Origin of the sequence: Paenibacillus lautus NBRC 15380, from assembly GCF_004000945.1 — a bacterium.
Classification (GTDB): domain Bacteria; phylum Bacillota; class Bacilli; order Paenibacillales; family Paenibacillaceae; genus Paenibacillus_AQ; species Paenibacillus_AQ lautus.
The window spans coordinates 115044-127945 of sequence record NZ_BIMF01000003.1 but is presented as its reverse complement, the minus strand read 5'-3'; the positions used below and the strand labels follow the sequence as shown (position 1 = coordinate 127945).

8 protein-coding genes are annotated in these 12902 nt (G+C 55.5%); 6 read left to right on the top strand and 2 right to left on the bottom strand.

From position 1 onward, the window contains the following. The first annotated feature begins 9 nt into the window (after nucleotides 1-9). Together PLA01S_RS07640 and PLA01S_RS07635 are read left to right on the top strand one after the other, a co-directional pair. Nucleotides 10-804 carry a hypothetical protein gene (locus PLA01S_RS07640; protein WP_127591326.1) on the top strand — a complete coding sequence of 265 codons (795 nt, stop codon included), beginning with the start codon at nucleotides 10-12 and terminating at the stop codon, nucleotides 802-804. A gap of 168 nt (nucleotides 805-972) precedes the next feature. After that, on the top strand, nucleotides 973-1377 hold the full coding sequence (locus PLA01S_RS07635; RefSeq protein ID WP_127591727.1) for an NUDIX hydrolase: 405 nt from the start codon (nucleotides 973-975) through the stop codon (nucleotides 1375-1377). 232 nt (nucleotides 1378-1609) lie between these two features. Here the strand turns inward: PLA01S_RS07635 and PLA01S_RS07630 are convergent, their stop codons facing one another. Further along, complete coding sequence (locus PLA01S_RS07630) at nucleotides 1610-2488, bottom strand: carbohydrate ABC transporter permease (RefSeq protein ID WP_127591324.1); 879 nt, start codon at nucleotides 2486-2488, stop codon at nucleotides 1610-1612. Nucleotides 2489-2525: 37 nt separating this feature from the next. After that, complete coding sequence (locus PLA01S_RS07625; protein WP_100538391.1) at nucleotides 2526-3452, bottom strand: ABC transporter permease; 927 nt, start codon at nucleotides 3450-3452, stop codon at nucleotides 2526-2528. 460 nt (nucleotides 3453-3912) lie between these two features. Between PLA01S_RS07625 and PLA01S_RS07620 the strand changes: the two genes are divergently transcribed. From PLA01S_RS07620 to PLA01S_RS07605, 4 genes are all read left to right on the top strand, one after another. Beyond that, nucleotides 3913-6189 carry a helix-turn-helix domain-containing protein gene (locus tag PLA01S_RS07620; RefSeq protein ID WP_127591322.1) on the top strand — a complete coding sequence of 759 codons (2277 nt, stop codon included), beginning with the start codon at nucleotides 3913-3915 and terminating at the stop codon, nucleotides 6187-6189. A 125-nt stretch (nucleotides 6190-6314) separates the two neighbouring features. Continuing rightward, on the top strand, nucleotides 6315-7832 hold the full coding sequence (locus tag PLA01S_RS07615; RefSeq protein ID WP_127591320.1) for an extracellular solute-binding protein: 1518 nt from the start codon (nucleotides 6315-6317) through the stop codon (nucleotides 7830-7832). A 356-nt stretch (nucleotides 7833-8188) separates the two neighbouring features. After that, nucleotides 8189-9562: an alpha-L-fucosidase gene (locus tag PLA01S_RS07610; RefSeq protein ID WP_127591318.1), complete on the top strand. Its 1374-nt coding sequence runs from the start codon at nucleotides 8189-8191 to the stop codon at nucleotides 9560-9562. 3 nt (nucleotides 9563-9565) lie between these two features. Beyond that, complete coding sequence (locus PLA01S_RS07605; protein WP_127591316.1) at nucleotides 9566-12682, top strand: alpha-amylase family protein; 3117 nt, start codon at nucleotides 9566-9568, stop codon at nucleotides 12680-12682. Nucleotides 12683-12902 lie beyond the last annotated feature (220 nt).

Here is a 12902-nt window from a genome sequence, read left to right as displayed (position 1 = left end):
AGAGAAGCTGTGGACAAAAAGGCGAAAAAGGTTTTACTTCAAACGTTCTGGTCATCCAGCGGCTGGAAAAGCAGTCCTTTGCCGTTCGTTGGGGAGGATTTTGAATATGCGAAAAGCATGGGGATGATGTTTGATCCTATTACAATCGGCCATGATGAACTGGTCCAGCGGCTGTACTGCCTGCATCAGACGGTTACAAAAGAAAAGGTAGCAGCTGCTTTTCTGCACAGCTTGTCCACGAAACAGGTCCATTTGCGAAGCGCGCTCTCCAGCTGGGCGCTGACCTCGCGCCTGCCTCTTCATTCGTACGAAGAGCGGCGCTCGGCCGTGCCGAACTACAGCAGCTGCAGGGATCGCAATCACGCGGGGCTGCAGTCCGACCGGGATTATATGAATGCCGACTTGAATGTGCTTAATTTCGAACGGATCAAATGGGGAGGCATCCGCTTGAATCACCTGCTCTACTGCTGGCTTGATCTGGAGCTGTTGAGCCATGAGGAGAGCTTAACGGTGGATGATGAAGATATCGACATCCTGCGGGGTCTGATAGAAGCCGTTGAAGACTGTACCGAACAAGAAAGCCCCCGTCATTTGGAGAAGCGCTGGAAGGATGTTTTGCCTTCAAGCAAGCATGAACGAGACGTGCTCATGGAAGTTTGGGGATATGCCGGCGTGCTGGTTCCGCAGGATACGCCTCGCACGCGTCCGAGGAGAAACGACGATTTTTTCTCGATGTCGGAGTGGCAAGGAAGCGACGGGTATTCCCGGGATATGCTTCAGTATTATTTCGGCGAATATCTATAAATCGCACTTTATCACAATAGGTTCAAGTTTGCGTGCCATCTGGAACTGAAAGACATGGACCTTACTACCGTCCTTTCCTCTTCATGGTGGGGAATTGTACTGGAGGAAATGAAGGAGCGCTTGCGTTAGCCGATAAGCATTTTAATGACAGGATGGGGAGGATGAATGTTGGGATTTCATGACACGTACAGATTTGGTGTGCATGCCATCATATCGAATGCCGACGGCAAGCTGCTCTTATTAAAACGAACCTATGGGAACAAGGGGTGGAGTTTGCCCGGAGGCGGGGTGGATCCCGGTGAAACGATCCATGAAGCGATTTTTCGTGAATGTCGCGAAGAACTGGGCCTCACCATACAAGATGCGGTCTTGACCGGATTTTATTACCACAGCCACATCAATGCACAGGTCGGCATTTTTCGTTGTTCGATCCCGCCTCAGGCGGAAATTATCCTTAGCGCCGAGCATTCGGAGTATAAATGGGTCGAGTTGTCGGAGCTAAGCGAAGTTCAGCGATTAAGGGCCATGGATGCATTGGCTTATCAAGGAGAAGTCAAAAGCCGGGCGTTTTAGTATTCATCCTGTTCTTCAAAGACCGGTTACCGTTTAACCCTAATGCAACATTAGGGTTGCGCTAACGAACCCCGTTGACGATGTTCCATCCGAAGCGGCAGAAGTTTTATCCATAAAGACTTCCAGCATATAAACAAAGAGGCTAACCGTGAAATCGGCTAGCCTCTTTGTTTTCGGTAAAGCCTGATCCCCTGCTCATGTCCTAAAGACCCTTGCATGTGGATGAAACCCCCTACTCCTTCAAAGAGCCAATCAACAGCCCTTTGATGAAATACCGCTGTAGGAACGGATAGAACAGCACCACCGGGCCGATCGTCAGTATGGCGGTGGCCATCTTCACCGATTCCTGAGGTAGCGTCTGGGTGCCGAGGATGGCTCCGCTGCTCTGCATCTGTTGGATCATGCTGATCTCGGAGTTCAGCTTAAACAGCAGGTACTGAAGGGGATACAGCTTCTCGTTGTCCACCAGCATGATGGCGTTGAACCAGTTGTTCCAGTAGGCAATGCCGTAGAACAGCGTAATCGTGGCCAGGACGGGCATGCATAGCGGAAAGAAGATTCGAAACGCGATATAGAAGTCGCTTGCGCCGTCGATTTTGGCCGCCTCCGTCAGGGAAGGCGGAATTTGGGACATGTAGTTACGCACAAGAAACAGGTTGAACGGGTTGAACACCAGGGACGGAATGATCAAGGCCCAGATCGTGTTGTTCATGCCGAGATTGAGATTGATCAGGTACCAGGGAACCAGGCCCGTGTTAAACACCATCGTAATGAAAAAGAACAGTCCGAGCCTGTTGCGGTAACGGATATGCTTGGCGGCCAGTGTATATCCGGCCATAGATGTAATGGTGACCGCAAGGATCGTGCCGACGACCGTTACGAGGATCGAGATCATGTAACTTCGGTACAGCGGCGTGCTGCCGAACAGGAGCAGCTTGTAGGCATCCAGCGACAGCTCGGTCGGAAACAGCTGGTAGCCAAATTGTTTAATGCTGGCTTCATCCGTGAAGGACACCATGAGCACGAGCAGCATCGGCAGGATGCAGAGAATGGAGATGATGCCGATCAGTGCTGCATTCACGGCGTCGAAAAATTTAGGTCTGGACGTCATCTAAGTTTCGCTCCTTTCCGAATGGTTCCGGCTCACTTTAGAACAAGGCATGGTCCGGATTCACCTTTTTCACGATTTTGTTACTGCCCCATACGAGAATAAAGCCGACCACGGATTGATATAGACCAACGGCCATTGCCTGTGCCGGATTCCCAATGGTGCGGAGGGAACGGAACACATATGTGTCGATGACGTCGACGGTCGGATAGAGCAGCCCGTTGTCCTTCACGATGGCATAGATCATGTCGAAGCTGCCGTACATGATTTTGCCCAAGGCCAGCAGGGTCAGGATGGATATGGTCGGCAGCATGAGCGGAATGGTGATATGCCGGATGAGCTGCCAGCGGGTAGCGCCGTCGATCCGGCCGGCTTCGTAATAACTGTCATCAATCCCCGTAATGGCCGCCAGATAGATAACGAGGTTCATCCCGAGGTCCTTCCAGACCGCCGCGGTCGTAAGAATCCACGTCCAGTATTGCGGAGAGGCATACCAGTTGACGGGATCGACATGGAAGAACGCCAGGATCCGGTTCAGAATACCGTAGTCGGTCGACAGCAAGCTGTAGATGATGTAGCTGACGATGACCCAGGATAAGAAATGCGGGAACAAAATCGTGGATTGGGTCACCCTCGAGAACCAGCGGCTGCGGAGCTCATTGAACAGAATGGCCAGCGCCATGGCTGCGAGCGTGCCGACGATGATGAATAGAAAATTGAGCTTCAAGGTGTTGAAGGTGACCTCCCACGCCCGGGGCGACGAGAAGAAGAACTTGAAATTGTCGAAGCCGACCCAGGCGGAATTAAAGAGTCCCGTCTTGAAGTTGAATTTCTGAAACGCAATGAGCATGTAGGGAAGCGTGAAATAACCGAAGACCAGCGTATAGATGGCAGCCGGTACGACGAGCAGGTAGGCGGATCCGTTCGAGCGGATTTCGCGCAGGAAGCCAGAGCGGCTTTTTTTCATTGGTAGGCACGTCCTTTCGTTTGTGATGGCGGTTGCAAGCTCTGCAGTTCTGATTCGAGTGTAAAGAGAGTTGCCGCGTGCAGTAAACTATGAAAATAGAGTTTGAACGGATTGAAGGGAGGAACGTCTGCTTTAAAAAACGGAAAAAACTTTGAATTTGAGTATTTTGAAGCATGTCGTCCGGATTGAATAAAGGCCCAAAAACCTTTGTTTTATAAGGGGTTTAGCCGATGAAGTCTATGAAGGAAAGATGGGAGAGGAAAATAAAGAATGCGTTTTCATATTGATGAATGCCCTGAGCAAATGTAAGATGAGAGTAAAATATGAATCCGTTCCAAGTGATCGGATCGCTAGGAAATACTATTAAATTAACATATAGATTACATATAATGTTAGTAATATTCAAGAACAATGAAGATTTCAGTTTAACGATACAGACCAAATGGCAAGGAGGGAGAATATGATCCGGCAGCGATTATTCCGTTATGCAGTGTATCGAAATATGTTTCTCAGCTTTGTTTTGCTCACGGCAGCCATGATTGCCCTCGTAACCGTCGTCCTGTACATGATGTTCTCCTGGAGCACCGCGAAGGAGGTAGGGAAAATATCCGAGTCGATGCTGAAGCAAAACAGCGCCGTATCCAGTGTCATCCGCGACCAGGTGTATAACGTGGGCAACCTTCTGCTCAGCGACAAGGAGATCGTGAACGCCCTGTTGGACAAAGAGGCCGATCCGGTGAAACAGTATGGCGTGTTTGGCACCCTTAACCGAGTCCAGTCCACATACCCGTTCATCCATTCGATCGGGATCTATAACGGCTCGAATAATACGTATTTGAATACGAAGGGGATTACCAAGGAGCAGGAGAAGGCGCTGCTGGAGGAGATCAACAGCAAGAATACATCTTATTTTCACCTGTTCCCGCGCAAGATCTCTTCCGCCACTTCGGCGAACCGGAGCGAAGACGTCCTTACCTTCGTCCTCCTTCCGAGCTATTATTCGCCGTTAAGCTCCAAGGGCGCGATCGTGATCAACATGAGCATCGACACCATCCAGGATCTGATCGGAGGCTACCGCAACGAAGCGGTGGATTCGCTGCATGTCATTGACGACAAGGGAACCATCATCACCCATTCGGATCGGTCCCGGTTCATGGAGGATATATCACAGGAATCCTATGTCCAGTCCATTTTGGCATCGGATGCAGAGAGCGGTTATTTCACCCGCTCCATTGACGGTCGCAAGAGCCTCGTCACCTACGTCAAATCCAAGGATATGAACTGGACGTATATCAGCGTAAGCCAATATCAAAATCTGCTGTTCAACATGCAGGCCCTCCGAACGTCAGCACTGGTTCTCGCTATGGCCTGCTTCGCCGTCAGCATGTTTTTATCGATCTGGCTGACGCATCATGCATACAACCCGATCCGCCATCTGCTGGAGAAAATGAGCGCCATTCCAAAGATGAAGGACCGTCGGCAGATCAACGAATTTGCGATATTGGACACAACCTACGCCGAAATGACGGAGAAAATGAAGTCGATGGAGTCCGCGGCTTCCGCTGCACGCCAAGCCCATGTTTTGCAGCTGCTCAAGGGAGGAGACGAGACGGCATTCCGCCGTTTGGTCGGGGAAGGCAAGGGACCCTATTTCCTGGCGGCGGCTCTCTTGCTTGATAGTCAGGACGGCTCGCCCGGCGGCGAGGACGAGGAGCTGCAATCGTATTCCTGCGCAGCCGTTGCCCGGGCGGCCCAGCAGATGCTGGAGCCGGAGGGAGCGAGCGTGGCAACGGTGGGGGACGGGACCGTGGCGATCATTCTTCCTATGAAGCAGAACCGGCCTCCGCTCCATGTATTGGGCATGCTGGAGGAGCTGCAGGGCGAGCTGCTCCGCACGCTCCGCGTGTCCGTCACCGTCGGCATCGGAACGGGAGCGCAGACATACGAGGAGCTGCGCGAATCGTTCGATTGCGCGCAGTCCTGCTTCCAGCAGCGTTTCTTCGAAGGCAAGGGAAAGATGCTCCATGGCGATCCGGTCATCACCGCGGAGGTGGAGCATTCCGAGGCGCAGTATCCGGACAAGCGGGAGAAGCGCATTATCGAGGCCATCAAGCTGCAGCAGCGGGATAAACTGGAGAAGGAAATCGATCAGTGGATCAAGGAGATTCGCGAGTACAACTACCATGAAGTCATGTTTTTCATCAACCAGTTTATCGGCGGCCTGTACAAGCAGCTCAATGTCCATACGGTGAAAAATCGGGAAAGCGCAGATCTCTTCCTCGACTTTACGCGGCGAATTACGCGCTTTCAGACGCTGCAGGAAACCGAGGATGCCCTGAAGGATCTCGCCCTTAGACTCTGCAGCCTGTCCGAGGAATCGGGAGCGGTCCGGCATGCGGAGGTGGTTGATTTTATCCAGATGTACGTACGCAAGCATTATGCAAGGCCGGATATGTCGCTCGAGCAGGTTGCTGGCGAGGTGAAGCTGTCCCGCAGCTATGTCGGCAAGCTGTTCAAGGCGCATTGCGAGCTGTCGTTCAACGATTATCTGAATGCCGTTCGTCTGGAGAAGGCGCGGGAGCTTCTCGCAAGTACCGAAGAGTCGGTTCAATCGATCAGCGAGCAGGTGGGCATTCTGAATACGACCTATTTCTACACGCTTTTTAAAAAGCACTACCAGATCTCGCCGGCCCAGTTCCGCAGCCAGCATGCGATCGAGACGAAAAAGGCGCAGTGACAGGCATTTTCAGTGTTTTAAAATGGCGAAAACAATCATTTTGAAGTATACGTCATCCCTAATGTCTCCTTAAGATAGGAATCGTACCGCATGACCAAACCAAATGAAGACAGGGGGAGACACGCATGAAAAAAAGGAAAGCGCTAGCACTATGGTTGGCCGCGATATTCATGGTTACGGTGATCGCGGGCTGCTCCGGCGGAGGCGACACCGACGGTGAGAGCGGATCGGCGAGCGGGGAGAACGGCGGCGGGGACAAGCTGCCGGTCCGGTATTTGCTTCCGGGCTCCGCGCCGCAGGATCTGGAGTCGGCGGTCAAAGCAATCAACGAAAAGCTTGAGGCCGATGGTCTGAACCTCACCTACGAACCGACGTACATTGCATGGGACGTATGGGATCAGAAGACCAACCTCATGATGTCAACGGGCGAGGAATTCGAGCTGATTGCCATCATGCACGATACAAAGGGACCGACGGTGCTTGCCGGCAGCGGCGGGATCATTCCGATCGACGATTTGCTGGATCAATACGGCAGCGAGCTGAAGGCTTCCATGCCGGACTGGATCTGGGAATCGTCGAAAATCAACGGCAAGATCACGTACGTGCCGAATTTCTGGGCGGATACCGCTTATAACGACGGCATGTTCACGATCCGCACCGATCTGCTCGAAGCCAATGGCTTGAAACCTCCGACATCGCCGGAGGAACTGCTCGATGCAGCCGAGACGCTGCAGAAGAACTGGCCGCAGGACAACAAGAACGTGTATATCAAGATGCTGGAGGAGCCTGCCTACTTCCTGCATACGACGTACGACACCTATCCGTTTACCGTGGCGGACAACATGATTTACATCGATCAGCAGGGGAACGTGAAGTCCTGGTTTGAAACCGAGGAGTTTAAAAAAGATGTGTTGTACATGAATGAGGCATACAAGCGCGGGCTGATCATGAGCGATCTGCTCACAACGCCGACGGAAGTCATTAATCAGGAGGAGCTGGCCGGACGTTATCTGTATCGACCGGGCGACGTCGGCTTGAGCGACGCTATTCTTCAGTCATTCCCGGACGCGAAGCTGGATATTTACTATTTGGCCGACCAGCCGAAGTTTAGATCCTACGCGATCCGGAATTCCAACGGGATCTCGGCCACGTCTCCGCATCCGGAGGCCGGCATTCAATTTTTGAATTGGGTGTACAGCAGCCAGGAGAACATGGATCTCGTACAAAGCGGCGTGAAGGACGTGCATTGGAAGGATACCGGCAAGAATACGAAAGATTATCTGGCCAAGAACGAGAACGGTTCCCCGGCTTATGAGCTTCCGTACTGGCTGCTCGGCCACGTCGAGATGAACCGTTACCCGACGAATACGGATCCTGCTCGACTGGAGCGCCGTACGACGGTTGCGGACGATGCCGTGAACAGCATCACAATCGGCTTTACCTTCGATCCGACCAACGTAGCATCGCAGTACGCTAACTGCATTGCCGAGCTGAAGACCAGCGTTTATCCGGTCATGCACGGGGTCGTGAAATACGAGGACGCCTACGATAAAATGCTGGCTGCAATGAAGTCCGCCGGTCTGGATGAAGTCGTGGCGGAATACAAACGGCAATTCGATGAATGGAGAGCCGGTCAATCGTAAGCTCAGGTGCGATCAGCGGCAATGAACATGATATTTAGACAGGGCAATTCCTCCCGGCCAGTGCCGGGAAGGAATTGCTTTTTTTCTTGCTTTAGCCATGAAGAAGGTCGTGTGGAATTTCGAGTCGAGTCTAAGGGGATTCAGGAGTGATCATGGCGCCGCCTTACGGCTTCAATTCTCCGATATTAGCTAAATTCGAAGTTTTCTCTCAAAAGTAAAGTGTTCAAGACAGGGATTCCCGGGCTAGAGTAAAGGTCATACGAAGCCTCGAGGCTTCTCTTGGATCTAGAAACGACAATTACGATCAAGGCTGACCGCACAATAAGAGCGGAGCAGCATAAGGAGGACGTTGTTCAATGAACAAGCAATCACAAGCCATCCGGGAAGGCTGGCAATGGTTTACGGAAAGCCGGTACGGCATGTTTATTCATTTCGGGCCTTATGCCCAATACGGGCGGGGCGAGCAGGTTCTGTTCCGGGAGCATTTAGACCAGGCCGAATACGCGCGGAAAGCCTGCGAGTGGAATCCGGTGTTCTTTGACGCCGAGCTGTGGGCATACACGGCGCGCAAGGCGGGCATGAAATATGCCTGTTTGACGACAAGGCATCATGACGGTTATTGCTTGTGGGATACGGCCACAACGGATTATTCCAGCGCAAGGCAGGCGCCTGGCAGGGATCTGGTGCGCGAATTTACCGATGCGTTCCGGGCACAAGGACTTCGGGTCGGCTTATATTACTCCTGGATCGATTGGCGGATTCCGGCATACTTCGACGGACCGGAGAAGGACCCGGAGGGCTGGGATACGATGAAGCAGTATTTGCATGCCCAGGTGGAAGAGCTGGTCACGAAATACGGGCGCATCGACCATTTCTTTTTTGACGGGGTTTGGCCGCGAACCGCGGAGGACCTGGACAGCATCAATCTGGTGGAACGGATGAAGTCAATTCAGCCGGACATCCTGGTCAACAACCGTCTTGGATTGTCCGAGGAGGAGAAGCTGCATGCGGACGGCGGCGGCGGCTCGGGCGATTCCGAGGTGCTGGGCGACTTCGGTTCGCCGGAGCATGTCATCGTCCCGGATCAGAAGCGGCTGTGGGAATCCAGCCAGGTCACCACGTGGAGGTTGTGGGGGTACACGAACGGCGAACGATGGCGTCCGGCAGACGTCCTGCTCGACATGCTGTGCGAGTGCGCGGAAAAAGGGGGCACCGTAGGCGGCAATTTGCTGCTTAACGTCGGACCGCAGCCCGACGGGCAGCTTCCGCCGGCCTTCGTGGAGCGGGCGCTGAAGATCGGGGAGTGGCTGGACGTTCACGGCGAGGCCATCTACGGCTCCGACGGCGGGAACCTCACAGAGTTCATCACCTACGGGCGGCAGACGATGAAAGACAACAAGTTGTATCTCATCATCCGCTTCTGGGATGGGAGGCCGGTGCTGAGGCTGGCGGATCTGGTGACGCCGGTATCACGGGTGACGCTGCTGACAACGGGACAGGAGCTGTCGTTCCGACAGGAGGGCGATGTGCTGTGGATCGAAGGGCTGCCGCGGGAACGTCCGACCGAGCTGTTCCCGGTCATCCGCATCGAATGCGAGGAACGGCCGCAGACCAATCAATGGGGAGTGGACCGCCTCTGGACCGGCGACCCTTCCCGGATCGCCGACTGGGCCCGAACGCGCGGAACATCCGTATACGTCGACGGCCAGCCGCGGGCGAGAAAGGAGTAAGCGATGAGAAAGCTGGTATTTTACGACGAGCATTTTCCTTACGAAGGTGAACGCCCATCTGCAGAGGCACTGGAGCAATTGCGGGGCTGGGCGGAGATCGCCGGTGCTGCGGAGGTGGCTATGCGGCTGACGGAAGGCGTCTGGGACGCTCTGATTCATCTACACGGGCCGTACTTCCCGAAAGCGGCTTGGGCGGCCATCGAAGGCCACCTGAAGGCCGGCGGCGGTCTGGTTCATGCCGGGGGCGTGCCTTTCCGCAGGCCGGTTCGAGAGCTGAACGGAAGCTGGCATGCCGAACGCGAGCAGCTGGCTTATCATCAGCGAATGGATATCCATGATGCACTGGCGGTTGACGTGTCGCGCGTCCGGGAGCTGAAGGCATCCGCCGAATACCCGATCCTGCAGGGATATGAGGATTTGTTCGGCATAGAGCCGACCTGGGGCTTGACGCTGCACCCGACCAAAGCGAGCGACATTCCGGCCGAGATGGGGGCATGCGGTCCGATGGACGCCGTCATCTCACCGCTGCTGATCGGCGTGGACCGTGATCGACGCGAGCGGTCCGCTCCGGTTGTCATGCTGGAGCAGCATAAGGGCGATTACGCCGGGGGCCGCTGGATTCTGATCAACCAGCAGCTGAGGGCATCGTTCTGGGAGACGAAAGGGATGGACGTCCTGGAGGATCTGGCCGAATACGCGGGAACAGGCGTGACGGAGCTGTGGCTGAAGCCGAACTATGCCTCCTACGAGCCGGGCGAGCAGATGCGGTTGACGATCCAACTGCAGAGGCTGTCCCGGACGTCCGCCCCGGCGCAGACCTGGCATTTTGCGGTGAGCCTTATCAAGGAAGACGACGGCGAGACCGTCTGGTCCGGACACGAGAAGCCGGAAGCCGGCATGGAACAGCGGGATCTGCAGCAGCTTCGCTTGTCCGTTCCGGTACGGCTAGAAGCGGGCTTGTACCGGATCGTTTGCGAAGCCGAGTCCGAATCCGGGGAGCGCCGCAACCTGACCCAAGCGGTATGGGGCGTCGACCGTCCGCTGCTGCAGGCGGGAGAGCGGCTGGAATGTGGGCGCGATTACTTCCGCCGCGGCGGGCGGACGGTTCCGATCGTTGGCATGACGTACATGACCTCCGACGTCGCGCGCAAATTTCTCCATCTGCCGAACGTGCAGCGTTGGGATGCGGATATGGCGGAGATGAAGCGGGCAGGGATCAACCTGATCCGGACGGGCATATGGACGGGATACCGGATGATCATGTTTGCCGACGGCCATGCGGCCGAGGACGTCATGCGGGCGATCGATGCCTTTATCCTGACAGCCAAACGGCATGAGCTGGAAGTGACATTCACGTTCTTCTCGTTTGCGCCCGAAGCCTGGGAAGGCGTGAACCCCTACCTGGATCCGCGATCGGTGGAAGCGCAAAAGCGCTTCGTCGCCTCCATCGTGGGACGTCACAGGGGCACGACCAACGTGCATTGGGACCTGATCAACGAGCCTTCGCTGTTCGATCCGAAGCGAATCTTCGAGGGGCCGGTATCGATAGGGGACCGGTTCGAGCGGCAGGCCTGGGCCGAGTGGCTCCGGCAGCGCCACGGGGAGGATCTTGAACTGCTTCAGGAGCGCTGGAACATGACGCCGGGCGAGCTTCCTTCATTCGAGTCGGCGCCTACGCCGAGTCCGGACGACAAGCTGTTCAACAGCGTGCTGCAGCCGAAGAAGTGGGGACCGTGGATTGATTTCACGCTGTTCACCATGGACATGCATAATCGGTGGGCGTCCGAGCTCATCGGCACCATTCGCCGCTCCGATCCCAGCCAGCTGGTAACGGTCGGGCAGGATGAGGGCATCTGCTCCCAGCGCCCGTCGCCTTCGTTCTACGGCCCCGCCGTCGATTACACGACGGTCCACTCCTGGTGGCAGAACGATCACCTGGCTTGGGACGGCATATTTACGAAAACGCCGGACAAGCCGAATCTGATCCAGGAGACGGGCATCATGCACGTGCAGCGTCCGGATGGCATTGCCAAGCGGACGGAGGAAGAGCTTCGCAGCATCCTGGAGCGGAAGTACGCGTATTCGTTTTCGACCGGGGGCGCGGGTGCCGTGCAGTGGATTTGGAATATTAACTACTTCATGGATAATGCCAACGAATCCAACATCGGGGCGCTTCGGGCGGACGGAACGCAGAAGCCCGAAGCCGATGTGTCCTATGACTTCGGCCGCTTCATGAAGGAAGCAGCCGGCTTGTTCGACGATGAACGTCAGCTTGAGGATATCGCCGTCGTTTACCCGTATTCGAATGATTTTTCCAGCCGGAAGCTGGCCTACGAAGCGACGACGAGGGCCATGCGTGCGTTGACGTTCGGCATGAACGTCCATCCGCGAGGCATCGGTGAATACCAGCTGGGGGACTTAAAGCGCTATCCGGCCAAACTGATCATCGTGCCGAGCCCGCATAATTTCGACGATGCCGCGTTTGCCCAGCTCCTCGACTTGGCAAAGGAAGGGAGCACGATCTTGTGGACAGGCCCGCTTCGGACCGACGCGTATTGGGGGCCGGCACCGAATCGCCTGCAGCAGGAGATCGGCGAAACCATCCATGCTAACGTTCTGCGGGAAGAAACGCTGGAGCTGGCGGGAGAGCCTTTCGCCGTTTCGTTCGGCGAACGGAAGATTAACGCGCTGGCGGTGGATCGTCCGGCGGGCCGGTTGGATGGGACGCTAGAGCCCGTCACGGTGACCTTGGGTTCGGGACGGTTCATCTGGTGCCCGCTTCCGGTCGAAATGAACGAGCGCTGGGAGCCGATCCAGGCGCTGTACGCGGAAGCTATCCGCTCCGCAGCCGTTTCGTCGGAGCTGGAATGGCTGAAGGGAGGCGAGCTGCCCGGGATCTACGGCCGCAAGCTGGCGTTCGGGCAGGGAAGCTTGTACATTTTCGTCTCCGAGCATGGGGCAAGCTCAGAAGTTGAGGTAAAGGACCCGGCATCCGGGACGGTCTACGCCTTCGAATTGGAACGGGAGCGGACCGTGATGTTTACGACCGATGCCGGGGGACAAGTGCGGACCGTATACCGGCCGGAGGAGGTACGGATCCGGCAGAGCCAACCATCTTGAGGCGTACTCGCCTCTCAAACGGTTGGAAGAGGGTTCTTGCTGTTGACCTGGATAGTCACGGTGCGGCGTCGCCTTCTGCACGATACGCATAGAGGGAGGTTCTCCGGCCGATCGGATCGTGCCGGGGAACCTTTTTCTTCCATCGGGAACGTCGGAAGGGCTGCTGCTTGGGCTATGTGGCGTTTGAATCCGATGGGGAAGAGCCTAAACCAGAGCCCCA

Bases quoted from the DNA above. Each gene is read 5' to 3' on its own strand.
- PLA01S_RS07630 (WP_127591324.1), bottom strand. From the start codon at position 2,488: ATGACGTCCAGACCTAAATTTTTCGACGCCGTGAATGCAGCACTGATC.
- PLA01S_RS07625 (WP_100538391.1), bottom strand. From the start codon at position 3,452: ATGAAAAAAAGCCGCTCTGGCTTCCTGCGCGAAATCCGCTCGAACGGA.
- PLA01S_RS07620 (WP_127591322.1), top strand. From the start codon at position 3,913: ATGATCCGGCAGCGATTATTCCGTTATGCAGTGTATCGAAATATGTTT.
- PLA01S_RS07615 (WP_127591320.1), top strand. From the start codon at position 6,315: ATGAAAAAAAGGAAAGCGCTAGCACTATGGTTGGCCGCGATATTCATG.
- PLA01S_RS07610 (WP_127591318.1), top strand. From the start codon at position 8,189: ATGAACAAGCAATCACAAGCCATCCGGGAAGGCTGGCAATGGTTTACG.
- PLA01S_RS07605 (WP_127591316.1), top strand. From the start codon at position 9,566: ATGAGAAAGCTGGTATTTTACGACGAGCATTTTCCTTACGAAGGTGAA.